22 protein-coding genes, 1 tRNA gene and 2 pseudogenes are annotated in these 25122 nt (G+C 61.3%); 6 read left to right on the top strand and 19 right to left on the bottom strand.

What is annotated here, in order from left to right; translation table 11 throughout:
• Positions 1–17: 17 nt before the first annotated feature.
• Both KFK14_RS05525 and KFK14_RS05520 read left to right on the top strand, forming a co-directional pair.
• A complete protein-coding gene (locus tag KFK14_RS05525) occupies positions 18–1121 on the top strand; it encodes an IS630 family transposase (protein WP_212610182.1) in 1104 nt (367 codons plus the stop codon).
• Positions 1122–1225: 104 nt separating this feature from the next.
• Positions 1226–2296 (top strand): IS630 family transposase, encoded by a 1071-nt coding sequence (locus KFK14_RS05520; RefSeq protein ID WP_212611051.1) that lies wholly within the window; start codon positions 1226–1228, stop codon positions 2294–2296.
• Positions 2297–2319: 23 nt separating this feature from the next.
• Here the strand turns inward: KFK14_RS05520 and KFK14_RS05515 are convergent.
• The 9 genes from KFK14_RS05515 to traA all read right to left on the bottom strand — a co-directional run bounded on the left by KFK14_RS05515 (position 2320) and on the right by traA (position 13578).
• Positions 2320–3077 (bottom strand): IS5 family transposase gene (locus tag KFK14_RS05515; RefSeq protein ID WP_152523481.1). Its coding sequence is split into 2 segments (ribosomal slippage): positions 2320–2741 and positions 2741–3077, totalling 759 coding nucleotides; the frame shifts between segments, so codons are not numbered across the junction.
• 408 nt (positions 3078–3485) lie between these two features.
• Positions 3486–4673, bottom strand: coding sequence for an IS91 family transposase (locus tag KFK14_RS05510; protein WP_212608986.1), 1188 nt, complete (start codon positions 4671–4673; stop codon positions 3486–3488).
• A gap of 8 nt (positions 4674–4681) precedes the next feature.
• Complete coding sequence (locus KFK14_RS05505; RefSeq protein WP_073978021.1) at positions 4682–5551, bottom strand: tyrosine-type recombinase/integrase; 870 nt, start codon at positions 5549–5551, stop codon at positions 4682–4684.
• A 465-nt stretch (positions 5552–6016) separates the two neighbouring features.
• Complete coding sequence (locus KFK14_RS05500; protein ID WP_212608986.1) at positions 6017–7204, bottom strand: IS91 family transposase; 1188 nt, start codon at positions 7202–7204, stop codon at positions 6017–6019.
• A gap of 8 nt (positions 7205–7212) precedes the next feature.
• The gene (locus tag KFK14_RS05495; RefSeq protein WP_073978021.1) at positions 7213–8082 is read right to left on the bottom strand and encodes a tyrosine-type recombinase/integrase; all 870 of its coding nucleotides are present in this window, start codon (positions 8080–8082) and stop codon (positions 7213–7215) included.
• Between the two features lie 87 nt (positions 8083–8169).
• Entirely contained in the window at positions 8170–8742 is a 573-nt protein-coding gene (locus KFK14_RS05490) for an adenylate/guanylate cyclase domain-containing protein (RefSeq protein ID WP_212610181.1), read from the bottom strand.
• Positions 8739–9311, bottom strand: a complete 573-nt coding sequence (locus tag KFK14_RS05485) for a Pycsar system effector family protein (protein ID WP_212610180.1) — start codon at positions 9309–9311, stop codon at positions 8739–8741. The genes KFK14_RS05490 and KFK14_RS05485 overlap by 4 nt, the downstream gene beginning before the upstream one ends.
• Before the next feature lie 512 nt (positions 9312–9823).
• A complete protein-coding gene (locus KFK14_RS05480; RefSeq protein ID WP_212610179.1) occupies positions 9824–10582 on the bottom strand; it encodes a DUF6118 family protein in 759 nt (252 codons plus the stop codon).
• 17 nt (positions 10583–10599) lie between these two features.
• Positions 10600–13578, bottom strand: a complete 2979-nt coding sequence (gene traA / locus KFK14_RS05475) for a Ti-type conjugative transfer relaxase TraA (protein ID WP_212610178.1) — start codon at positions 13576–13578, stop codon at positions 10600–10602.
• A 173-nt stretch (positions 13579–13751) separates the two neighbouring features.
• Between traA and KFK14_RS05470 the strand changes: the two genes are divergently transcribed.
• Positions 13752–14057 (top strand): conjugal transfer protein TraD, encoded by a 306-nt coding sequence (locus KFK14_RS05470; RefSeq protein ID WP_212610177.1) that lies wholly within the window; start codon positions 13752–13754, stop codon positions 14055–14057.
• Positions 14058–14079: 22 nt separating this feature from the next.
• Positions 14080–14310 carry a conjugal transfer protein TraD gene (locus tag KFK14_RS05465; RefSeq protein WP_212610176.1) on the top strand — a complete coding sequence of 77 codons (231 nt, stop codon included), beginning with the start codon at positions 14080–14082 and terminating at the stop codon, positions 14308–14310.
• Here KFK14_RS05465 and KFK14_RS05460 read toward each other — a convergent pair.
• Together KFK14_RS05460 and KFK14_RS05455 are read right to left on the bottom strand one after the other, a co-directional pair.
• Complete coding sequence (locus KFK14_RS05460) at positions 14307–15821, bottom strand: HEPN domain-containing protein (protein WP_212610175.1); 1515 nt, start codon at positions 15819–15821, stop codon at positions 14307–14309. The two genes, KFK14_RS05465 and KFK14_RS05460, sit on opposite strands and share 4 nt — an antisense overlap.
• A complete protein-coding gene (locus KFK14_RS05455) occupies positions 15818–16432 on the bottom strand; it encodes a hypothetical protein (RefSeq protein WP_212610174.1) in 615 nt (204 codons plus the stop codon). The genes KFK14_RS05460 and KFK14_RS05455 overlap by 4 nt, the downstream gene beginning before the upstream one ends.
• A 156-nt stretch (positions 16433–16588) precedes the next feature.
• Between KFK14_RS05455 and KFK14_RS05450 the strand changes: the two genes are divergently transcribed.
• Entirely contained in the window at positions 16589–16846 is a 258-nt protein-coding gene (locus tag KFK14_RS05450; RefSeq protein WP_212610173.1) for a hypothetical protein, read from the top strand.
• Positions 16847–17063: 217 nt separating this feature from the next.
• Positions 17064–17136, top strand: a tRNA-OTHER gene (locus KFK14_RS05445).
• 366 nt (positions 17137–17502) lie between these two features.
• On the opposite strand, the gene KFK14_RS05440 is transcribed toward KFK14_RS05445, so the two are convergent.
• The 8 genes and pseudogenes from KFK14_RS05440 to KFK14_RS05405 all read right to left on the bottom strand — a co-directional run bounded on the left by KFK14_RS05440 (position 17503) and on the right by KFK14_RS05405 (position 25113).
• Positions 17503–17823, bottom strand: a complete 321-nt coding sequence (locus KFK14_RS05440) for a hypothetical protein (protein WP_212610172.1) — start codon at positions 17821–17823, stop codon at positions 17503–17505.
• Positions 17824–18016: 193 nt separating this feature from the next.
• Positions 18017–18499 (bottom strand): hypothetical protein, encoded by a 483-nt coding sequence (locus KFK14_RS05435; RefSeq protein ID WP_212610171.1) that lies wholly within the window; start codon positions 18497–18499, stop codon positions 18017–18019.
• Positions 18500–19651: 1152 nt separating this feature from the next.
• Positions 19652–20077 (bottom strand): annotated as a pseudogene (locus tag KFK14_RS05430) (transposase); the annotation flags it as partial.
• A 284-nt stretch (positions 20078–20361) separates the two neighbouring features.
• Positions 20362–20779 (bottom strand): annotated as a pseudogene (locus tag KFK14_RS05425) (helix-turn-helix domain-containing protein); the annotation flags it as partial.
• A 56-nt stretch (positions 20780–20835) separates the two neighbouring features.
• The gene (locus KFK14_RS05420) at positions 20836–21696 is read right to left on the bottom strand and encodes an alpha/beta fold hydrolase (RefSeq protein WP_212610170.1); all 861 of its coding nucleotides are present in this window, start codon (positions 21694–21696) and stop codon (positions 20836–20838) included.
• Between the two features lie 151 nt (positions 21697–21847).
• Positions 21848–22939 (bottom strand): enoyl-CoA hydratase/isomerase family protein, encoded by a 1092-nt coding sequence (locus KFK14_RS05415; protein WP_212610169.1) that lies wholly within the window; start codon positions 22937–22939, stop codon positions 21848–21850.
• Positions 22940–22969: 30 nt separating this feature from the next.
• The gene (locus KFK14_RS05410) at positions 22970–23896 is read right to left on the bottom strand and encodes an enoyl-CoA hydratase-related protein (RefSeq protein WP_212610168.1); all 927 of its coding nucleotides are present in this window, start codon (positions 23894–23896) and stop codon (positions 22970–22972) included.
• An 11-nt stretch (positions 23897–23907) separates the two neighbouring features.
• The gene (locus KFK14_RS05405; RefSeq protein ID WP_212610167.1) at positions 23908–25113 is read right to left on the bottom strand and encodes an acetyl-CoA C-acetyltransferase; all 1206 of its coding nucleotides are present in this window, start codon (positions 25111–25113) and stop codon (positions 23908–23910) included.
• Positions 25114–25122: the final 9 nt, after the last annotated feature.

Below are 25122 nucleotides of genomic sequence, written 5' to 3'. Positions count from 1 at the left end.
CGGATGGGGAGCGCAGCATGGCAAACGCGGGTGGTCGACCGACGGCGCCTCTGGTTTTGGAGGCCGAGGAACGAGAATATCTGGAGCGTCAGGTCCGTCGGCGGCGGATAGCGCGCTCGATGTCAGAGCGATGTCGCATCATCCTGCGCTGCGCCGACGGGATCCGAAGCAAGGTCGTTGCTGCCGAGCTTGGCGTGCACGAACACACGGTTGGAAAATGGCGTCGGCGCTTCCTCAAGGACCGTATTGAAGGGCTGCTGGACGAGGCCCGACCCGGCAGGCCACGGACGATCGACGACGATCAAGTCGCCGCCGTGATCGAGCGCACGCTGCGCTCAACGCCAGCCGATGCAACCCACTGGTCGATCCGCACGATGGCTGGTGAGACCGGCTTCTCCCACACCACGATCCGGCGCATCTGGACGGCCTTCGGGCTGCAGCCGCACCGCTCGGAGACCTTTAAGCTGTCGAGCGATCCGCTGTTCGTCGACAAGGTCCGTGACATTGTCGGCCTCTATTTGTCGCCACCCAACCGTGCGCTCGTTCTCAGCGTCGACGAGAAGTCCCAGATCCAGGCGCTTGACCGCGAGCAGCCGGTCCTGCCGATGATGCCCGGCGTGCCTGAGCGCCGCACCCACAGCTACGTCCGGCACGGCACGACGTCATTGTTCGCCGCGCTCGACATCGCCTCAGGCTTCGTGATCGGCAAATGCTACAAGCGCCACCGGGCGACCGAATTCCTCGACTTCCTCAAGCAGATCGACGCGCGGGTGCCTCCCGACCTCGACATCCATATCGTCATGGACAATTACGCGACCCACAAAACCGCGCTGGTCCGAGCATGGCTCGCTCGTCGGCCGCACTACCACGTTCATTTCACGCCAACGTCGGCCTCGTGGATAAACCAGGTCGAGCGCTGGTTCGCCGAGCTGACACGAAAGCAGCTGCGCCGCGGCGTGCACACTTCGACCAGTCAGCTGGAGCAAGACATCCGCTCCTTCATCGACCGTCACAACGAGAACCCGAGGCCCTACCGCTGGACCAAATCCGCCGACGAAATCCTCGCCTCGGTCAAGCGCTTCTGCCAAGCTTCAGAGCGGACCTTATGTGGCGAACTTTAGATTCACATGACTAGTCATCTGGAACTGAAGTAAGCCTCATTGTATGCTGTGCTCTCGGATGGGGAGCGCAGCATGGCAAACGCGGGTGGTCGACCGACGGCGCCCTGGTTTTGGAGGCCGAGGAACGAGAATATCTGGAGCGTCAGGTCCGTCGGCGGCGGATAGCGCGCTCGATGTCAGAGCGATGTCGCATCATCCTGCGCTGCGCCGACGGGATCCGAAGCAAGGTCGTTGCTGCCGAGCTTGGCGTGCACGAACACACGGTTGGAAAATGGCGTCGGCGCTTCCTCAAGGACCGTATTGAAGGGCTGCTGGACGAGGCCCGACCCGGCAGGCCACGGACGATCGACGACGATCAAGTCGCCGCCGTGATCGAGCGCACGCTGCGCTCAACGCCAGCCGATGCAACCCACTGGTCGATCCGCACGATGGCTGGTGAGACCGGCTTCTCCCACACCACGATCCGGCGCATCTGGACGGCCTTCGGGCTGCAGCCGCACCGCTCGGAGACCTTTAAGCTGTCGAGCGATCCGCTGTTCGTCGACAAGGTCCGTGACATTGTCGGCCTCTATTTGTCGCCACCCAACCGTGCGCTCGTTCTCAGCGTCGACGAGAAGTCCCAGATCCAGGCGCTTGACCGCGAGCAGCCGGTCCTGCCGATGATGCCCGGCGTGCCTGAGCGCCGCACCCACAGCTACGTCCGGCACGGCACGACGTCATTGTTCGCCGCGCTCGACATCGCCTCAGGCTTCGTGATCGGCAAATGCTACAAGCGCCACCGGGCGACCGAATTCCTCGACTTCCTCAAGCAGATCGACGCGCGGGTGCCTCCCGACCTCGACATCCATATCGTCATGGACAATTACGCGACCCACAAAACCGCGCTGGTCCGAGCATGGCTCGCTCGTCGGCCGCACTACCACGTTCATTTCACGCCAACGTCGGCCTCGTGGATAAACCAGGTCGAGCGCTGGTTCGCCGAGCTGACACGAAAGCAGCTGCGCCGCGGCGTGCACACTTCGACCAGTCAGCTGGAGCAAGACATCCGCTCCTTCATCGACCGTCACAACGAGAACCCGAGGCCCTACCGCTGGACCAAATCCGCCGACGAAATCCTCGCCTCGGTCAAGCGCTTCTGCCAAGCTTCAGAGCGGACCTTATGTGGCGAACTTTAGATTCACATGACTAGGGTCGGGACTCATAACCACCAGGTGACTGCTGCCACGAGGTAGATCGCGCCGAGGAAGTTAGTGGCAAGTTTGTCGTATCGGGTGGCGATGCGGCGATAATCCTTGAGGCGGCAGAACATTCGTTCGACTGCGTTTCGGCCTTTGTAGAGCGCGCGCGAGAAGCAGCTTTTCCAGCGCCGGTTCGCTTTGGAGGGGATGTTGGGCACGGCACCTTGGCGCTCGATCAGGTCGCGGATCGCGTTGCTGTCATAGGCCTTGTCGGCCAGCACGATGGTGCGCGGCGCAAGATCGTCGAGCAGGACATCAGCAGCACGGCAGTCCGCGACGTTGCCACCGGTCAGCAGGAAACGGAGCGGGCGGCCTTCGCCGTCAGTGAGCGCGTGGAGCTTGCTGTTGCGACCGCCTCGACTGATCCCGATCGCCTGGACGAGCGCCCCCCTTTTCCGCCGCCCGCCGAGCGGTGCGCCTTCATATGCGTGCTGTCGATCAGGACTTCAGCGGGCGGTCCACCCGCTGCCGCCAGCGTGACGAACATCTCTTGCCAGATGCCTTTCGCTGCCCACCGCACGAACCGGTTGTAGAGCGTCTTCCTCGGGCCGTAGCAGGCGGGTGCATCGACCCAGCGACCGCCCGATTTGACCACATGGATGATGCCGCTGATCACCCGCCGGTCATCGACCCGCGCAACGCCGCGCACCTTGTCCGGCAACAATGGTCGAAGCCGCTCGAACTGCTCCTCGCTCAACCAAAACTCGCTCAAATCCATGCTCCTGCTGTCGCCGAGCCTGAATCACATTCCCGCCGCCAAGGGAATCTGGAGGTTTCTGTGAGGTCGCGCAGGCGCAACGCTGGCGTCGTGAAGCGGCGCGACCTCATTGAAGCCGGATTGAGCTAACCCGCTGACGCGCGCGCAACCTATGGGATTAGTGGAAGAGCACTGAACGCTGCGGTCTTGGTTTGGATGGTCCAAAGCCCTGGCGCCAGTGGTTGCAGCGCCTAATTCTCGGCAAAGGTTGCGGTGATCGTCGCTCAGATCTGCAGTATAAGCTGGCCTCAGCTCGACGCATATGCCCGGCGGATTGGCTTGTGAGATACCGGACAAAGGAGATCATGGCGTTTGTCGGCACCGCTGCCGCAACGCTGCTGTGTTTGATGTTCTGTCGATCTCTTGTGATCATGATGTATCGGGCCAGGGCTGCGGGTCACCGATACGCAAGCGCGGTAACGTGGCAGCAATGCGCAAATTGCCGCCACAACAAGGGCACCGGGTTGGGTCAAAGTGTGGCAGTCGCGCTGTGGTGTTGCTGACCTCGCCCGCGATCGGCACGGTCGGTTCGGTAAGGATCAAGAGCTTCCGGATCGTGGCGAGACGCACGCGGCGGCAGCCATTGGCGAGAAAGCCATAGTGTCGGATGCGATGGAATCCATCCGGCAAGCTGTGGATGAGGAAGCGGCGGATGAACTCGTATGGACTGAGCGACATTAGCCTGGATGCGTTGCCATGACGGTAATCGCGCCAACGGAAGGTTACGCTCGTGTCGTCGACGCTGACTAGGCGGCTGTTGGCAATCGCGACTCGGTGCGTGTAACGACCGAGATAGGCGAGGACATGTTCGGGCGATCCGAATGGAGGCTTGGCATAGACGATCCAGTTCTTGCGCCACAGCCTGCGGACTGCGGTGGCGAAGGTCTTGGCATCGTCAAACCCATCCAGCTTGCCGGAGAAGCGCAACCGCCCGGCCATATACGCCGCTTTAAGCCGTTCGAGGAACAGTCGGCGGAACAGGCGTGAGAGAACATGGATGGGCAGGAAGAAGTTGGGCTTGCAACCGAGCCACCGTCCATCCGAAGCAAGCGCGCCGCCAGGGACAAGGCAATGAATATGCGGATGATGGGTAAGCGCCTGACCCCAAGTGTGCAGAATTGCCAGGAACCCAATCTCGCCGCCAAGGTGCCGGGGATCGGCAGAGATGGTCTTGAGCGTTGCCGCGACGGCATCGAACAGGATCGCATAAACCACAGCCTTGTTATGGAACGCGATCTCGGCGACTTCGCCCGGCACCGTGAACACGACATGGAAATATGGCACCGGCAGTAGATCGGCCTGGCGGTCGGCAAGCCACCGTTCGCGCGTTGCACTCTGGCACTTGGGGCAGTGCCGATTACGGCAGGAGTTATAAGCGACGCGGGTATGTGAGCAGTCCTCGCAAGTCTCGACATGACCACCGAGTGCAGCAGTTCGGCACAGTTCGATCGCCGACATGACACGGCGTTCCACGCGGCCGATATGACCATCATGAGCTTCGCGATAAGCGTGGCCATGGCGGCGGAAAATATCCGCCACCTCCAGATTGGAGCGCACCGTGCAGCTCAGGCCGGTGGTACCACCTCAAGGGTCAAGCGATCGAACGGGCTCTGCGTACCTGCGATCGTGCTTGTCGCCACATGGGTGTAGCGAGCCGTCGTCGACAGGTTGCCGTGCCCCAGCAAAACCTGGATAATCCGGATATCCGTACCGCTCTCGAGTAGATGAGTTGCAAAGCTGTGGCGCAGCGTATGCACGCTGACTCGCTTGATCAGGCCTGCGGCCTTGGTCGCCGATCGGCAAGCTGCATGAAGGACCTGTACATCAATCGGCTTGTCGCCCCGTCCGGGAAACAGCCATTCTTCGGGACGGGCCAGTCGCCAGTAAGTCCGCAAAACCCCCAGCAACTGCGGCGACAGCATGACCGCGCGATCCTTGGCACCCTTGCCATGGCGGACCTGGATCAACATCCGGTCGCTGTCGATATCCGCGACCTTCAGACTCACCGCCTCCGAGGCACGAAGGCCTGCGGCATAGGCCGTCGTCAGCGCAGCGCGCGCCTTCAGCGATGATACCGCTTCGAGAAAGCGAACCACCTCATCGGCACTCAGGATCGCCGGCAGCTTACGCGGTGTGCGCGCATAAGCGATCCGCTCTGGGATCTCCGCTCGGTCTAACGTCACGCCATAAAAGAAACGAAGCGCGCAGACCGTCTGGTTGAGCGCGCCCCATGAAACGCCTTGCGACACCAGATAGACTTGAAATGCACGGACATCCTCCAGCCCAAGCCGATCCGGCGAACGACCGTGATACTGGCTGAACCGTTTGACCGCGTGAATGTAGGATCGCTGCGTTGCAGGCGACAGGTTGCGCAGGCTCATATCGTCGATCATACGACGACGCAGCGGGCTTACCGCTGCTGTGGCGTCAGTCATGGGATGGTCTCCTGGTTGAAGGTTGGTCAAGCAACCAAACCATCTCATCAGGAGGCCATTCCAGCCAAGACCCGCACTTCTCCCGCGTCAGCGGGTTAGTTCAATCTGGAGGTTTCTGTGAGGTCGCGCAGGCGCAACGCTGGCGTCGTGAAGCGGCGCGACCTCATTGAAGCCGGATTGAGCTAACCCGCTGACGCGCGCGCAACCTATGGGATTAGTGGAAGAGCACTGAACGCTGCGGTCTTGGTTTGGATGGTCCAAAGCCCTGGCGCCAGTGGTTGCAGCGCCTAATTCTCGGCAAAGGTTGCGGTGATCGTCGCTCAGATCTGCAGTATAAGCTGGCCTCAGCTCGACGCATATGCCCGGCGGATTGGCTTGTGAGATACCGGACAAAGGAGATCATGGCGTTTGTCGGCACCGCTGCCGCAACGCTGCTGTGTTTGATGTTCTGTCGATCTCTTGTGATCATGATGTATCGGGCCAGGGCTGCGGGTCACCGATACGCAAGCGCGGTAACGTGGCAGCAATGCGCAAATTGCCGCCACAACAAGGGCACCGGGTTGGGTCAAAGTGTGGCAGTCGCGCTGTGGTGTTGCTGACCTCGCCCGCGATCGGCACGGTCGGTTCGGTAAGGATCAAGAGCTTCCGGATCGTGGCGAGACGCACGCGGCGGCAGCCATTGGCGAGAAAGCCATAGTGTCGGATGCGATGGAATCCATCCGGCAAGCTGTGGATGAGGAAGCGGCGGATGAACTCGTATGGACTGAGCGACATTAGCCTGGATGCGTTGCCATGACGGTAATCGCGCCAACGGAAGGTTACGCTCGTGTCGTCGACGCTGACTAGGCGGCTGTTGGCAATCGCGACTCGGTGCGTGTAACGACCGAGATAGGCGAGGACATGTTCGGGCGATCCGAATGGAGGCTTGGCATAGACGATCCAGTTCTTGCGCCACAGCCTGCGGACTGCGGTGGCGAAGGTCTTGGCATCGTCAAACCCATCCAGCTTGCCGGAGAAGCGCAACCGCCCGGCCATATACGCCGCTTTAAGCCGTTCGAGGAACAGTCGGCGGAACAGGCGTGAGAGAACATGGATGGGCAGGAAGAAGTTGGGCTTGCAACCGAGCCACCGTCCATCCGAAGCAAGCGCGCCGCCAGGGACAAGGCAATGAATATGCGGATGATGGGTAAGCGCCTGACCCCAAGTGTGCAGAATTGCCAGGAACCCAATCTCGCCGCCAAGGTGCCGGGGATCGGCAGAGATGGTCTTGAGCGTTGCCGCGACGGCATCGAACAGGATCGCATAAACCACAGCCTTGTTATGGAACGCGATCTCGGCGACTTCGCCCGGCACCGTGAACACGACATGGAAATATGGCACCGGCAGTAGATCGGCCTGGCGGTCGGCAAGCCACCGTTCGCGCGTTGCACTCTGGCACTTGGGGCAGTGCCGATTACGGCAGGAGTTATAAGCGACGCGGGTATGTGAGCAGTCCTCGCAAGTCTCGACATGACCACCGAGTGCAGCAGTTCGGCACAGTTCGATCGCCGACATGACACGGCGTTCCACGCGGCCGATATGACCATCATGAGCTTCGCGATAAGCGTGGCCATGGCGGCGGAAAATATCCGCCACCTCCAGATTGGAGCGCACCGTGCAGCTCAGGCCGGTGGTACCACCTCAAGGGTCAAGCGATCGAACGGGCTCTGCGTACCTGCGATCGTGCTTGTCGCCACATGGGTGTAGCGAGCCGTCGTCGACAGGTTGCCGTGCCCCAGCAAAACCTGGATAATCCGGATATCCGTACCGCTCTCGAGTAGATGAGTTGCAAAGCTGTGGCGCAGCGTATGCACGCTGACTCGCTTGATCAGGCCTGCGGCCTTGGTCGCCGATCGGCAAGCTGCATGAAGGACCTGTACATCAATCGGCTTGTCGCCCCGTCCGGGAAACAGCCATTCTTCGGGACGGGCCAGTCGCCAGTAAGTCCGCAAAACCCCCAGCAACTGCGGCGACAGCATGACCGCGCGATCCTTGGCACCCTTGCCATGGCGGACCTGGATCAACATCCGGTCGCTGTCGATATCCGCGACCTTCAGACTCACCGCCTCCGAGGCACGAAGGCCTGCGGCATAGGCCGTCGTCAGCGCAGCGCGCGCCTTCAGCGATGATACCGCTTCGAGAAAGCGAACCACCTCATCGGCACTCAGGATCGCCGGCAGCTTACGCGGTGTGCGCGCATAAGCGATCCGCTCTGGGATCTCCGCTCGGTCTAACGTCACGCCATAAAAGAAACGAAGCGCGCAGACCGTCTGGTTGAGCGCGCCCCATGAAACGCCTTGCGACACCAGATAGACTTGAAATGCACGGACATCCTCCAGCCCAAGCCGATCCGGCGAACGACCGTGATACTGGCTGAACCGTTTGACCGCGTGAATGTAGGATCGCTGCGTTGCAGGCGACAGGTTGCGCAGGCTCATATCGTCGATCATACGACGACGCAGCGGGCTTACCGCTGCTGTGGCGTCAGTCATGGGATGGTCTCCTGGTTGAAGGTTGGTCAAGCAACCAAACCATCTCATCAGGAGGCCATTCCAGCCAAGACCCGCACTTCTCCCGCGTCAGCGGGTTAGTTCAATCCAATTTATGGGTCCTGACCCTAGGTTCTTGTAATTGTGCTGTTCGACACCGCGCCGCCGGAAGCCGGTCTTCGTCACAAGCATCTTTCCGGTGTCGATGCCGATGCCGCATTTAACTTCGTTGCGGGTGAAGTGCTTGTTGATGACGTATTGCGCCGTCGAGTTCATCAGAATGGCGCAATCGACGGCCTTACGGAAACAGTCGTTGCAATCGAAAATCACCATCACTCGGTCGCCGATGATGCCGCGCACATGTCCGCCGTAGTGCCGCGCGCACTTAGTCATGGCGCGAACGAAGGCCGAATATAGCTTCGCGACCGTTTGCGGCTTGTGCGTGATGCTAAGTTCGGTCGAACGCCGTATGTCGATGTAGAGAACGCATGTGTCGATCAGCTTACAGGCTTGGGTTTTCGCGTCGAGATTGGGGAACGTGATAGCCCCGTCGTTGGAATGCGGAACGGTGTTGGTCTTAGTCGCCGTGACGCCGAAGTCCTGCGCTAGAATGGTCCCCACTTCGTCGGAAAGTTCGACGCGCAAATCTGGCAATGTCGTCATCGGCTAATCCAGCACCCTATGGTATTCAGCACCGCCCCCACTGTGGGCACAGCGAACAGCGCAATGGCGATTAGCGCGGCGACCGCGCCGAAGTTGAACATACGATGTTTACGCCGCGTGATTTTGCTGTTGATCGCGATTTGCGCTTCAAGGTCGCTCAAATAGGCGGCGGTCGGGTTGTCGTCGTCGGTGGGACGATACGCCGCGCGAACGTCGGCCTTGAACCCGTCAACCGTCATGTCGGCAATGTCGCCGAAGAACAGCAAGTTCTGGAAATGGCCCTTGGGATCGCCCGTGAACGTCGAAGTCTGAAGCTTGGGCAGCAGCGACGCTATCGCGACCGTCGCCGCGATTATGAACAGCGGCAACGCTGTGAGGGTGACGTGGTGATAGCCCGGCGGGATCGGCTTGCCCGACGAAAGAAGGTTCACAATCCCGACGATCCACGCGGACGCGAAAGCCAACAATGCGGCGTTCTTCGCTTCGGCGAAACGTAGCATGTCCAGCACACGCCCCAAGAGCGCGATAAGAAGCTTGTCGTAGGCTTCATCATGATTCGGCGTTGCCATAATGTTCGCAACGTAATGGTTGAACGAGACCGAAACAATGATCGGAGACAGCGGCGCGTTTCAGCTATGGGAGATACCCACAGGAAGGCGGGACTATGATGGCCACTATGTTGGCCGGATCGTGGACACATGGTCAATAATTGCCGGTTTTCGCCATTCTATAGCGGACTGCCGCTCCGTCATCTAACTTCAACTATGTCCGTTTCGCGAGCGAGTTTATGCCATCACCTACGTCTGAAAAGGGCGCAAAGCGGCCTGACGCAAATCACATCGATTTCGGTCACGAGCCCTGCATTCTTGCGCTAATGCCGTGAATATCGGCACCGCCTGGCCACGTCACCGCAGGCAGCGTCCGAGAGTCACTGTCGCATTGGCTAGCTGTCCGACAACGGTAGCCGAAGGGTTTTCCGTCACCGTTCGATTGTCGCTGGGCGAAGCTGAATGGCCGCGCGCTACCCAAGAAGCGCCGAAGCGGCCAGTCGGCTTCTCGAAGGTAGCCCCAAGGCGACCGCTCAAGATTGCGATATCCTTACTCTGACCGTACAACTTACCGGTTTCCCAGCCTTAGCTGCTGCCTTCTGACAAGCGAAAAGGCTGTCGCGGTTCTCCCGCGCCAGGTCGGCGGCTTCCACGATCATCTGCCAGCCTTCTGGGTTTCCGACGCGCATGAGGCGTATACCGGCATCCCACAGGGTAGGCTCGCCTAGTGTGCGACGGGCCGCCCGTTCCGGCCAGAGCCAGCTTTGCGGACCGATGCTGGCCGCCCAGCCGGGATAGATCAGCCACAGGAGCGACATCGCCAAGGCCGCGCCGCCGCCGCAACAAAGCATGTGCCAGCGCTGCTCCTGTTTAGTGCGAACAGCGCCGACCGCGCGCATCTGGTCTGTATGGACTTGATGATGCAATTCCTGCGATTTCTTGATGGTCGCCTTGTCCATCGCTCGTGCGGCATCCGCCGCCACGTCAATCCGCTCCGCCATGCCCTCCGGCGTCAACTGCATGGCGGGCGCATCCAAGATTTTCTTCGTCTGCCCCGCGAGCGTGGCGAGATAGCCGTTCATCTTGGCGAGTGTGGGCCCATAGTCGGGGAATTCGAGGCTCTGCTTCTCGACCGCGATATGCTCAAGGGCGCGGGCCATCACGGCCATGCGCCCGTCCAATCGCTCCTCCATAGCGGCGACGCGCGCCGAGAGGTGCGCAAATGCTTCGGCGGCGGCATTCGGCCGGGGTTCCGGCTCCGGTTCGTTCAAAAGGCTTTGTTCGTCGTCCATGTCGTGTCTCCATGGGGTTAGCGGCTCATGCCGCGACTGATGTCGCGTCCGTGATCGAAAGGGATGGAGGATGCGAGGTCGTGGGACACGCTGCGGCCCGCCTGCTGGCCGATCTCAAGCCCAAGCTCGCGGCTGCGCAGGCCCAGCACCGATTCAAGCTGGGCGTCGCGCTCCAGACTTTTCGCCATGCCCGCCATCTGCTGCGCGGCGCTCTTCGCGCCCCGGAAATTGCCGTCGCGCACAAGCTCGGCATGATCGCGCTGCAATTGCTGCCACCCGTCCACGAACCGGTCGGCACGCTGGAAGGGGTCCATGCGGATTTCGGTCTCCAACTGCATCGCCCGCACGGCGGCCTGGCCGCGCCCCTCGGCAGCCTCGCGGATAAGCTCCGGGCTGTTGCGGAACGCGCTGTTCAGGTCGGATGAACCTTCGGGTCGGATCACCTCCAGAGCATCCCGCGCCCTGTCGAACGCCTCGCGCTGGTGCGGCATGGCGTCCAGTCCTTGAGCGCGCGTTTGCTGGATGGCGTCGAACGCTTTGGCGTAGCGCTCCACCGCACCGCGCACGCCGCCTGCGCGCATCGGCAGCGCGTCGTGGTCGTTCTGGCGCTGAACGGCCCGCTCCTGCGCGGGCGGCTCGGCCTTTGGCTGGAAGCCCGCAAATATGTCGCGTTCCTGCTGCGGCGGGATATTGGGCCGGAAGCTGTCGAACATCCCCCGCGCTTTCTCGACGATGGGCCTGACGATTTCTGCGATCCGGTCGCCAAAGGTGATGCCGCGCCGCTCAGCATATTCCCGTGCTGGATCGGCCTTTCCGTAATCGTTGGCCATATCCTTGCGGCGCTCGCGCGAAAGCGTGCGGACAAGCCGGGACTGATCGCGAAAATCGTCGCGGCCATAATGGAGGGCCAAGCCATCGCGATGGCGGGACATGGCGACATAAGCCCCATGTCGATCCATTCCCGGCGTCGCCAGCACATGCGCCCTGGCTACCGTCATGCCCTGCGCCTTGTGGATGGTTGCGGCATAGCCATGGTCGAAATCGCGATAGTCTTTGATGTCGAACGATACGGAACGCCCGCCATCGGTGCGGACGGACATATGCTCCGAGCTGACCTTCTCGATGGTGCCCAGCGTGCCGTTCTTCACCTCCAGGCTGCGCTCGTTGCGCAGGAACATGATGCGGTCGCCTGACGCGAATAGGCGGTCCCCACGCTCGGTCTTCACCTGACGCTCGTCGCCCAATTCACCCGCGTTGCGCATCGCCGCGCGCGCAGCTTCGTTGAGGTCGCGCACCTCGGCATTGGTATGGGTCAGGATGATGCGGCTGGCATCCGGATCAGCCTGCCGTTCGCGGTCCCAGCGCTCGATAAGATCGCTGCGCGCGTCCGCGCGTGTTTCCGCCTGATGCATCATGCCCTTGTCAGCATAAGCGGCAATGGCCTCGCCGGTTCTGCCGGTGGCAAGATGCCGGGTAGCGTCTTGCTGCCACCCTTCATGCTGGCGGCGAACCTGCGTGATCTCGACGCCACCATGGCGCTCATGAATCGCGCGGAACGCCGCGCCCGCCTCGATCGACTGCAATTGCTGTGGATCGCCGACAAGAACGACCTTCGCGCCAGCCTCTGCGGCATGGGACAGCACGCGCTCCATCTGGCGCGTGCCGACCATGCCCGCCTCGTCAATCACCAGCACGTCGCGGGCGGTCAGAAGATCGCGGCCCTGCGCCCAGCCATGTTCCATGCTGGCGATGGTGCGTGAAGTTATGCCGGAGCCATTCTCCAACCCCTCGGCAGCGATGCCCGCAAGCGCTGCGCCGCGAACGTTTAGCCCTGCGCTTTCCCAAACGTCACGGGCCACGCCCAACGTGGCGCTTTTGCCGGTCCCGGCATAACCCAGCACCAGTGACAATCCGCGCCCGTCCGTTATATGCCGCAACGCGGCTTCCTGCTCTGCTCCCAGGGCAAGGCCACCACTCTCGGCGGCGCGACTGGCGTAGGTCGTCGCCGCCGAGAGACCATCGCTCCGGTCCATCGCAAGCCAGTCAGCGGCGCGGCCCATCCGCTGTTCGGTCTCGATCATTTCGCGCGACGTGAACCGCTCGTCGCCGCGCCCATCCTTGCCCAGCGCAATCAGGTCTGGCGATCCCCTAACCGCGCGCATGGCGGCGTTGAACTGGTCTTGGCCGTCGCTATGCCGGTGAATGAACATCGCCATGTCGCGCTTGGTGAATGTCGCCTGTTGATGGGTGATGGCGTTGAGCGCAATGCCGGGATCGGCGATGATGCGTTCGCCATTTTCCCGCGCGATCTCGCGATGCAGTTCGGCGCGGTCGGCTTCCAGCCCCTGGGCGTCCATCCGGTGCGCGGGGCCACCGATCTTGCTCTGCGGTTCAAGGTCGATGCCCTGATCGGCAAGGCTGCGGTGATCGATGCGCGCGTCGATGTCGAGTTCGGCCAGCCGCGTGTTGACGTGGGTCTCCCAGCGTTCGCGCCAGCGCTCGACATTCTCAGGGTCGTTCCACTCGCGCACCTTCTGGCCGAACCCATCCGGACCAACCTCGCGCATGGTGAGCATGACATGGGCGTGCGGCTTGGGGTGGCCGTCCGCGCCTATGTCCCAATGCACGTTGAGGTCGGCGATCATGCCGCGATCGACAAACTCGGCGGACACGAAATCACGGGCCAGTTCTATGCCCTGCGCCTTGGTCATTTCGCGCGGAATGGCGAACTCGACCTCGCGGGCAAGCTGGGCGTCCTTGCGCTTCTCGAATGCCTCGACATCGTTCCAGAGGCGTTCGCGGTCGCGCCATTGTTCGGGCGCACCTTCGGGCAACATGAATTCGCTATGCTCGACGCCGGAGCGGGCGCGGAAATCATGGTCGCGATCAAGGCGCTCGTCGTGCAGGCGTTCGCCCGCACGATAGGCGGCAGCGGAGACGGCGGAACGCCCCGCTGCGCGACTGATGACCTGAACGGAGAAATGGAAGATCGCCATGACGATCGTCCATCTACTACGCTCAAGCGCACGTCGGAACGACGTATAAGCGCGCCCTTCTCGAAAATTTCTCGGACGGGACTAGGCGGTGTCAGGCTGTCCCGGCGACTCTACTGCGCGGCGGGCGAAATCATCTTATCATAGCGCCATCGTCACTCAATGGAGTCTTTGCGATGCGCAAACCCCGCGATTTTGATTCGGAACTCAAAGTCCTGGCTGACAAGGCCAAGGCGCTCAGGGAACGGCGCGTGCGCCAGCTTGGCGAACTGGTGACGGCGACCGGGGCAGATGCGCTCGACGCCGATATGCTGGCCGGGGCACTGCTCCATGCCGCCACGGTGAAAGACGCCGTGACAAAGGAGGGATGGCGCAAGGCGGGCGCGGCGTTCTTTCTCGGCAAGGGCAGCAAGCCTGCGGGCGGACCTTCTGGCCAGCAAAGCGGCACACTCCCGCTCGACGGCGGCGCGGCATCGGCTTGAAGCACGAAAGGCGCGAACCGACATGCGCGAATGGCAGGTCAAGCGGCGGGAAAGAACGCGGCATCTGATCGATCTGGGCGGCCTCGTCATCAAGGCGAGGCTGGTCGATCTTACCGACGATGATCGCGCCACGCTTTACGGCGCGTTCCTCACGGTCGCCGACAGATTACGCGGGGAGGAATGCGCCAACGCGCTCGCCCTCTGGAAGCGCAAGGGCAAGCGGGCGTTTGAGGCAGAACAGGAGGGCGGTTAGCGCGAAACCGACAAGCGCACAATGCCGTCCGGTTGCGTATGATATTCCACCATCGCCGCCATTGGTGGGCTGCTCTTGTCGCAATAGCGTACGGTGATGACGCTCTCCCGGATCGCGGGACACAGGCCGGAGCCATAAAGAATCTCCGCCAGCGCGTCGAAGGTCGTCGCCTTGGCGCGATAAGCTCCGGTCCATCGCACCGTCCAAATGTCCTCGTTGGCCTTGACCCGGTAGCCCGCCCTCTGCGCAACATCCGTGACCGCGCCCAGCACCGTATCCGCGCGCACGTCGAAGTCTAGCACGGCGGACAGGTCGGCGGGTTTGGAGCGGACGGCTTGCGCGGACTTCACCCGCCATAGCATTGCCTCCGCGCCGGCCATGAACAGGCATAGGCCGATCATCGCCAAGGGCAGATGGTCTTCCCAGCCCACGAACCTGTTCGAGCGCCAGAACCGGCGAACGCGAACGAGCGGGTTCCACCGGCCCGGTAACGGGGCGGCACGTCGCACGATCCGCCATGTCCGTTGCAGCATGTTTGCGCGGCGAGCAGGCTCGAAAAGGGCTCTCGCCGTCGTCGGCTCTGGTGGTGGCGGAGTCACCGGTGCTGGCAGGCTTTCGGCAAGCGAAGCCTGATGATCTGCGCAGGCGGACGCTGCCCGTTGCTGCAATATCTCCACCCGCGCGAACGCCCATGACAGTTCCTCCTCCGAGATGCGGTAGGATTGCCCATAGCGTGCTTCGACATAGGCGCGGCGGATGCAGCCAAACGCGCGGCGCTCAAACCGGCTGTCTCTTGGCCATGCCGAAGACAGGCGCGGGTCCAGCGCTTCCGCCGCCTCGCGCAGTTCATCCAGCGCATGGGTGCGGGGAGCGTGCAGGCTGATGGATCGCAAAACGCACAAATAGAAATGTTCGCACGCCTGATGCAGCATCAACGCTGCCATCGGCGCATCGCCCCGGTCCCGATAGAAAGCCGCGCCTGATAAAAAGCCCGTTCCGCGCTCATGCGACCGGATGAACTCCGCCACGCCCCGGATAGCCCGTTCCCGCACCGGCAAGTGGCACGGCTCTTTCAGCCGCAATCCCTCCATCTGGTAGAGCGCGATACCCTGCTCGGCGATGGTGACGAAATGCGGAACGCCTTCGACAAGCGCGCCGTTGAGCCGCGCAAGGCTTTCGACCGCCAACCGAACCGGGCGGGTAATTTCGCCATGCGCCCACGCGCGGCGGAGCCGGTCACGCACCAAACGCCAGTCGCGTTCGCTGCGGGCGAGTCGTGGGTAGTTGACGATCGCCAGCAGGCGGACCGCTTCCCCCGGTGCGACCTCTTCCCAATCCTTTTCGGCATGGGGACCGTGCAGGATCAGGGTGAGAATTCGGCCCGCCCGGAAATGTTCGGAGCACCGGCCCTTGGTTGTTTCCTCGAACGCCTCGAACAGGATTGTGGCGACATGAAGAAGCTCCTCGCGGATCGGCGCGGGCAGATGGTCGGCGTCGGTGCGCAGTATCATGACCGCACCTCCTGTGGGCGGCGCTGGCAACCTTTCGGGCGCGGGTGGCCGGTCACGTCATGCACGCGGTCCACCAAGGCACGCACAAGGGGTGTGATCGTGGCGGGAATAAAGCCGCCTGTTCGTGGCCGGTCTTCCTCCCAATCATGATAATGATAGCCCCATTTCCAGTAGGGCGAGAGGACCGCCGCCAGCCGCGCCATATCGGGGCAGTCATGACCCAAGCCACAGGCCTTGGCGTAAGCAAGCGCCTTGCCGATGTCCTGCTTGATGTGGCGGGCGTTCCACGCATCGGCAAAGCCCATGTCCAGCAGATAGGCGCACAGCGCCTGCTGGGTCACGAAACCGACCTGATGCAGCGCTTCCTTTGTATGTCGCGGCTCGGTGAGGAAATCCGTCTCCAACTTGGTCATCCACCGTTCCGCATTGTGATAGCGAAAGCGGCTTATGCTCCGGCCATCTTTCGTTCGCTCCAGTGTCGCGGGTTCGTCTTCGTAGCGTTGGTGAAGCACCGCCATTGCGCCACCGAAGGGCAAGGCAGCCGCAGATGCGGCCATCGGCGCGATAGCCAATCCGCGCAGCAGCGCGCGCCGGGATTTGGAGACAAGCATATGCACCTCCGTTCCGCATCCATCGCAAGGAAGTGAGATGTGACGGGCGGATACGGAACGGTCCCGGCACTCCCACCTGATTCGCGATGCCGGTCGCGCATTAGCTCTTCGAGAGAGGCCGTTGCGGTATATACGCCATCGTTTAACCAGTAAACGATGGCGTATATTCAGATAAACGGTGGCGTCAATAGGTTTGATTTGGAAATTGAGATTCTACCCGATAGCGACAAGTCCATGGGACGCCCGCCACTTGGAATGAAGCCGACGACGATTAGGCTAACTACCGACACGATCCGTCGTATCGAGGCGCTTGTCGGCAACCGCAGGCTCGCCTTGTTCATCCGCGAGGCGGTGGAGAACGAATTGCAGCGCCGCGAAATTCCGGAAGCGTCCACGGGTCAGGGCAACCCCTGAACGAAAACACTTCGGCGGCGGTTTTCGGAAGTCCTTGCCGATCCGACAGTGATTGATTGTTGAGCACGGCCTGCGGTGGCGTATCCACACGGTGCCGATTTTCATGGCATCAGCGCCAGAGTGTGCGGCTATCGACCGAAATTAATGTTTTTCGATTGTCGAGTTGTGCGCCACAGTCAGTCGTTCCGCTCAGATTATTTTTCGTTCCAAACCTGCCGTTGCCGTGACAAACGCTAACCGCGTCCTTGGTAAGGCTGAGGTCGTGAGTTCAATCCTCACCGGCAGCACCATTTTTCAATGACTTAGCATCCCTTTGTGGGATGCGCCTTGGGACTGGCAAGCCCCTGGCAAGCACCGCGTCCGGTGTGTATAGCTTCCTTCGAGGCGATGAATTGCCTTGGTTTCGGGATGGGTGCCCGCAGCGGGGAACCCAGTCGCATTAATATGGACGATCCCCCTGGGGATTTGAGAGCCGGTAGGGCGATGTCGGAGAAGTCTTGGAGAGCGCTGCACTTGGCGCTTTTCAATCGGCTCGCACCGGTCGACCGCCTCATTCCTACCAAGTCAAAGGAGGCCGGTGCGGGGCCGCCGGCTCTCCAGCAAGCGCAATCTGGAATTTCCCCCCGATGCCATCTCACCGGTAGGGCGCGTAGAGATCAGATTACGAGGGGCAGTTCGACGATGCCGACCCCGAACCCGGGCTCGTCGCCTTTGTCGCGTTTAGCCAGCTTTACAAGAGTGTCCGCAGCCCTGATCATGCCAGCGCCGAGTGACGGGGCGGGTCGGCCTTCGCGACGTTCGAGGCCGGCCTCGCCGATCGCGAAATGACCGTTCGCGATGGCACCACGCGGCAAGAGGACCGCGCGCTTAACCGTTCGCGAGAACTTGCCGGCGTCGGCATCGACAATGCCCTCCTCCATGATCTGCCGCGCGGCGCTCGCGAAACGCCTGAGATCGGTCGGCTTTCCATGCACCATTTCCGTCTCCTTCTATTTTCCGGCGCCGTAGGCTTTTCCTTACACCTGCAGGGTCCACTTGGATGATTTGAATTGTGGAAAATCGCGCTGACGCGGGCGTGCAGCCCCAAGCCGCCCGCACGCGGCACTGCTCAGACGGCTGCCGTCGCAGCCGCCGAGCGGTGGCGGGAGCGAGGGGGCCGCTCCCGCAGCCTCAGGCCGCCTTCCGCTGCTTGTCCGACTGCGCCATATCGTCAAAGACATGCGCCAAGACGGTGGGTCCCTGCAGCCAGCCGACCCGGGCAAGCGCCCAGGACATGGCGCAATAGTCCTTCTTGTGAAGCCGATTGACGAAGCGGCGACGGGCAGCCGCGGTCTCGAAGCGGTGCCGATGGATGGGCAACTTGCGCAGGCCGTTCAGCAATCCGCCAAACTCCAGTTCGCGCTCGTCATCGCACTGCTGCATTATGATGCCCTGAATGTATTCCAGCGGCTCCGCCTTCGTAAGGGCGATGAGGTGTGCGTCAAACGCGGAGAATCCGATCACCTCACGGAGCTCTTCGGAAAGGAGGAGGCGGTGCATGCGCGCGGCGGCGCGTCGCACGCCAGCGTTGAAGTCGCCGGGTAGAGAAGCGCCTGCCGACTGGGCGGTTACAACGTTCGATCCGGCAAAGCCTGATGGTTTTGATGCGTTCATCGTGAGCCACCGCAGCTGGATGATGAGCATGCTGACGCGCGAACTTGGCCGACCGGTGGAACTCCTGAAAGCCAGACGTACGTCATGGCTAGAAGCTCGGCGGTGAAGTTGCAGCCGGCGCCGTGGACCTGACGGCCGTGGCCCGCGTCCACCGTCTTGGGCGGCCCACGCCGGCGCGGCGGTAAGCATGAAGCTCGCCACGAGCAGCGCTGCCCCGATGCACGGCTCGAATGACAGTAAAAGCGAGAGAGGAAGCGGAAGGTGCCCGTCGCTCCTTGGACGCGACCTTGTTGCCGACGATCGTGTGGAGGTCGCGAGTGACGGTGGACCACAGTTTCTTCGGGTCGATTTCCATCGTCTAAATCGTAAAAAACTTCAAGATCGACGAGCCGCGTTGTTAATTCACGATCTTCATCAGGTCGGCCCGGATTTTCCCCTGCGAACGCTCAGACGCGGCGGCACGCCCAAGTAACCTTGTCCTGCCTTAATGACATGAATGGTGCGGGCTTGGTCGGTGAGTTGATTCGCGGTGTTCCGCACGGTGCCTATAGGTTTCAGCCTGGAATGGCCGAGGCTCTGGCCCGGACACCGGAAGACTGGCTTGCCGACGATCAGGCGGCGGCAGTCACCATCGTTCGGATTGGGGGCACTGGCAGCACGCGACACAACCTTGCGACAGGCTCTGTATTGCGCACTGCGGAACACGCGGAATTGACCATCCTGCCGGTTTGGTCCGCAATGCCACCTATGATGATGCGCAATCCTGGTAATTCAGTCGATGTCCAACATTTTCACGAACGGTCGGTTCATCAAAAACCCATCATTCACGTTCATGAACGGCAACGGCGGCTTTGTCGAAAGGTTTCGGGCGCCAGCAGGCGTACGAAAGTCTCATATGTACGACCCGCGGGGCCTCAGGCGATAGGCTAGGGGATTTCGGATCGGTGCCGGTCCGCGGACTGGCACAATCGCCGGTGGGGTGCGATGGACGCGAACCAGGCGGTCGGCATTTTGTCTGGAGCAAGCAGCATAATCGGTGCGTGCTGCCATCATTCTGGTTGTGAGCGGCGGCATAAATCGCTTCCAGCGCAAGCGCCGTGGTTTCTTGCCACGACGCATTGACAGGATGGATATGGAGCAGTTCATGCCGGTTCATGACGTAATCTCCGGGATCGGCATCAGGATGTCCGGCGGTGCTCGCGGTTGTCGCCAGCGTTCGAAGGTCTCGATGATGATCATATGCCCGCCGCAGCAAGGGCATGGTGGTCGCAGATCGACGGGCTCGTCGAGGATAGCCTCGTCAGGCGGCGCAGCTACCTCGAGCAATGCGCGAGCAGGCGCGAGGTTGGCTTTGCGCGATGAGCTGGCCAGCAGACCGTAATGCCGGATACGATGGAAGCCACGAGGCAGGACGTGCGACATGAGCCGCCGGCTAAACTCGTCGGTCGCGAGCGTCATGACGCTTTGGCGTTCGGGTCCATCGCGACGGTAATCTTTGTAGCGCAGCGTGACGCCCTTCTCGTCGAAGCTGATCAACCGGCGGTTCGAGATGGCGATCCGGTGGGTATAGCGGGACATCTGGACCGACGGAACCGAATTTGAATGGGGTAAGAAGAATGCGATGATGCCTGCTTAACCCGCCCAAAATCACGGCGTGTAGGCACAACGCCAGTGGTGCCGTCGTCAGGACGGTGGTGAAGTGACCTCGGTCAATCGGCTGTTGTGGCGCAAGCCAACATTGTTGCACACATAGAGGCACCCGCCCCGAAAACCATCATGAGGCACTGACCTCGAAAAGGACCATGACCCTGACGAAGCGGTATCATTAAGGTTGACAGCTACCCGCAATTAGAGGGCCGATTGACAGCGAAGGCGTTCCACATGCGGCGGCGTAGCATGCGAAAGCCCGTCTGAGCCGCCATCGATCGGATCGACCAGTGCGTGGCATCTGTAGGCGTCGTGAGCAGTGTCCGCTCGATCACAGCAGCGACCTGATCGTCATCGATCGTGCGCGGTGCTAGGGGGCGCTTGGTCCAGCAGCCCGTCAATACGGTCGGCCAAAAAGCGCCGACGCCACTTGCCCACCGCATACTCGTAAACGCCAAGCTCAGTCGCCACGACCTTGCTTTGTAGCCCGCCGGCGCAGCGCAATATGATCCGGCACTGTTCTGACAATGAACGCGATTCCGGTGCCGCCGCACCTGTCGCTCAAGATACGCGCGCTCCCGCTGCCGTCACCACCAACGGCTCTATACGCCCCTTCGCAGATGCGTTCGCCATAAATGCCTTCCTTCGAACAAGATATACAATGTAACTCGCTTCAGTTCCAAATGACCCTAGAGAAATGCCTGTAAATCATGTAAAAAACTGTCAAACCTGTCATGATGAACCCAATGACCCGCCGCTTCGCAACTCGTGACGAGGACATGTTTGAAGTGGTCAGCCTTTCCATCTCGCTCGGGATGAATAGCCCAACTGTCAGCACCGTGTACTAACCAGACCGGGCACTGTATATTTCTCCAGAGTTCCTCGGGATTTTCAGAGAGGTCGATCGGGATGAGTGCCCTGATATAATTATCGAATTTCCAGTTGCAGCTGCCATCCTCATTGCGTTTCAATCCGTGGATTGTCAGATGCTGCGCGTGGTCAATTGTGAGGTGGGGATTAGCCTCCCGCATGCGCGTACAGGCATTTTCCAGAGTGGCATACCGGTGGGGCGATCGAGCGCTTAGGGCGCGGCGCTGCTCGATCCATGTCCTCCAGCTTTCGATAATCGGCAAATCTGGCTTGTGATCTATCGGCAAGATTTCCAGGCCTTCGATAACAGCTAGTTTGCGAACTAGCTCAGGATAAAGTCCGGCGTAGCGTAATGCGATTCCACCGCCGAGAGAGTGAGCCACAATCGAAACCGGCGACTCGTCTAAATGATCGACCAGTTGAGCCAAGTCCGCCACAAAAAGGGGCAACGAATAGCTGCCGTCCCGCGACCAGCTGCTGTCGCCATGTCCACGCAGGTCTGGGCAGACCACATGCCACTCATCGCGCAAGGAGCGCGCCACCCAATCCCAGCTGCGTGCATGATCCTGACCGCCATGTATAAGCAATAGCAAGGGTGCAGTGGGATTGCCCCAGTCCAAGTAGTTGAGTGACAGTCGTTGCGAGACGAATCGGTGTTGAGTAGGTCCACAGTCGGTCAAACCATTCTCCGTTCAGCTTAAGATGTCATTCGAACGCCAGCGCCAGATTTGGTGGTCGTTCGCCAGTGCGGATATGAGCGTTGGGCGCGGGAATGCGGCCGCGCATTCGGTTCGGGCGAAGCATTTTTTTCGGCGTGAATAAGAAAGCCAGTCAGACACCATCTGCGCCGCCTATGATTAGTGGACGCCAAGTCTTCTCTGGAGAAAGGGGCGCAAAAAAAGAGTCGATATAAAGGTCGGTCTCATGACCGCTGCCTGATTCACCCCAGCGCGGGCTTCTTTTTTCGATAATGAGGGCGCGAACGCCCTCGATGAATTCGGCGGAGCGTACAACCCTGCTGGCGACGGCAAATTCCATGGCCATCTCCTCGGCGAAATCCTTGATTCCCGCGCCTCTTGCCAGAAGTTGCAGGGTGATGCGACAACCCTGGGGCGACAATTTCTCGAGCAGCGCATATTGCGAAGCCGCCCATTCTCCTCTGTCTTCTGCCAACGCGATCAGGAGGTCCTCATAGCGATCGGACGCGAAGAGCCGATCTATCATCGGCTGAAGGGTCAGCACTGGCGAAGGCGGTGGCAAAGCTTCGAACCGCGCCAGCACTTCGGCTGAACCTGCGGTTGTCGTCAACAACGCCGCTTTCAAGTCATCCACCCTGTCGAATGGAACGAAATGGGTGGCAATGCCGAGCGCGACACAGTCTTCACCGCTCAGCCGCGCGCCCGTCAAACCGACATATTGGCCTATCCGCCCGGGCAAACGGGACAGATAGCGCCCTGAGCCCGCATCGGGGAACGATCCGATCTTCGTTTCCGGCATGGCGTAAAGCGTGCGCTCGGTCGCCACTCTGTAGCGGCAAGGCTGGGCGATACCGACGCCACCGCCCATGACGATGCCGTCCATGAATGCAACAATCGGTTTCGCGTAGGTGAACAGGAGATGGTCAAGTTGATATTTCGATCGGAGATAGATTTCGGCCTGCCCATCCTGCCGCATCACGCTGTCGATCAGAGTCACCAGGTCACCGCCAGCGCAAAAACCTCTCCCCTCCGCATGATCCAAAAGAACCACATTGATGTCGGAACGATTTGCCCACTCCAGCAGCGCTACGATCATGGAACCGCACATCCTTGCGTTCAGAGCGTGGATGACGCTAGGCCGGTTAAACCGGAGGCGACCACCATTCCCTTCGTCATAAATCAGGACTTCGCCCGAGCCGATGTCTGGAGTGGTGGCCGCACCCATGTTTTGAACCGAATATGTCCTTTTGGCGGATCAGGCGGCAGAGGCCTTCGCTCGCGGCTTGGCAAGGAAATCTCCGACACGTTTCGCAGCCGTCGGGGTGCGTAGCGTGTTGAAGAAATACCGGCTTTCGATGCGAAGCGCCGCGTCGATCGGCACCTGAGACCCTTCGTAAAGGGCCTTGAGGATGTTGGCGTCCGCATCGCGTGCCGCGCCGCGCCGCGCCGCTATCGCAGGTCCGAAGACGGCATAGCCGGCCTGCGTGTGAGGCCCGCCATTGGGTAGACGATAGCCCTTTTCATCCCAGGGGGCGGTTGCGGATACGCCGTCCATGATCCACTTGCGTGCAATAGCTATCGCCTGTTCCGGAGCGGCGAGTTCATGGAGGATTCCCGTCGCCATCGCATCCTCTGCGGTGATTGGCTTGCCGTCGAGAATATAGGCGAGCGCGGCGTTGAGACCGATGATCCGGGGCAGGCGCTGCGTGCCTCCCGCTCCGGGCATCAACCCTAGCGTCGCTTCCGGTAATCCGAGCCGCAAATTATCACCGAGCACGCCGATCCTTCGATGGCAACCGAGCGCCAGTTCCAATCCCCCTCCCAGCGCCACGCCCTCAATGACGGCAATGATGGGCTTTCCGACAGTTTCGAGTGCGCGGATTCGGCGGCTGAAGTCACTCGCCTCGCTCAGTGCGGCCCGCAGTTCCTCCTGCGATTTCGCCGGCGCCCAACGTTCGATATCGGCGCTCAACTCGTTAAGGTCGGCGCCCGCGCAAAAGCCGGTCGGCTGGCCAGAGCGGAGGATCGCACCGATGATCCGATCGTCTTCACGGATCGTTTCAGTGAATTCGCCGATTTCGCACTGGACGGCGTGCGTAATGGTATTCATCGATCGCCCGGCCAGGTCGAAGGTGATGAGAGCGACGCCGTCGTCGCCCACATCTAGCGTGAAATTGTTCATGTCAGTTCCCCTCAGACGCGCGCTATGATGATCGCGGTGCCCATGCCGGCACCCACGCAGAGATTGATCAGCGCGGTCTCTTTGCCCGAGCGCTCCAGTTCATCGACCATGGTGCCCAGTATCATACCGCCCGTCGCACCCAGCGGGTGGCCCATGGCGATTGCGCCCCCATTCACGTTTACCTTGCCGGGATCCAGTTCGAGCGCCTGCATATAGCGCAGCACGACCGCTGCGAAGGCTTCGTTGAGTTCAAAAAGGTCGATGTCCGCTGTCGTCATGCCAAGTCGATCCAGCAGCTTGCGCGTCACGGCTTCGGGGCCGGTCAGCATGATCGTCGGTTCCGAGCCAACGGACGCGGTGCCCAATATGCGTGCACGGGGCTTTAAACCCGCGGCCTCGCCCGCTGCTTTCGACCCGATCAGGACGGCCGACGCGCCATCCACGATACCAGAAGAATTGCCGCCATGGTGCACATGGTTGATCGGCCCCATGTCGGGGTAGCGCGCGCGGGCAGCCGCGTCATAGCCCGCTTCGCCCATCTTGACGAACGCCGGCTTGAGCGCGCCCAGAGACTGCATGTCGGTTTGCGGCCGCATATGCTCGTCACGATCGAGGATGACGATCCCGGCCTGGTCCAATACGGGCACAACGGAGCGGGCGAAGCGCCCTTCCTGCCAGGAGCGCTCAGAACGGCGCTGGCTTTCAACGGCGTAAGCGTCGACATCATTGCGGCTAAAGCCGTGGATCGTCGCAATCATGTCGGCGCCAATACCTTGAGGCGTATAATAATGGTCGAAGGCGAAGGTCGGGTCGACCATCATTGCGCCGCCATCGGCTCCTAGCGCGACGCGCGACATGGACTCGACGCCGCCCGCGACGACGAAGCGAGCTTCGCCGAGCGCCACCTTGGCAGCGGCCATGTTGCACGCTTCGAGCCCGGAGGCGCAAAACCGGTTGATCTGTACCCCTGGCACGGTCTCGTCATAGCCAGCGACCAGCGCGGCGATCCTCGCGATGTCGCTGCCTTGTTCGCCGACCGGCATGACACAGCCCAGGATGACGTCGTCCACCAGCGCCGTGTCCAGGCCGTTGCGGTCCCTGATCGCTTCCAGAGCCTGCGCCGCCAACGAAAGTGCGGTAATTTCGTGCAGTGCGCCATCCGGGCGACCCTTGCCTCTGGGGGTCCGGACGGCGTCGAAAATATATGCTTCGGTCATGATCTCACC

Source organism: Sphingobium phenoxybenzoativorans (assembly GCF_018286635.1).
GTDB lineage: Bacteria > Pseudomonadota > Alphaproteobacteria > Sphingomonadales > Sphingomonadaceae > Sphingobium > Sphingobium phenoxybenzoativorans.
The sequence above is the reverse complement of the archived record's forward strand: the minus strand, read 5'-3'. Positions and strand labels throughout refer to the sequence as shown.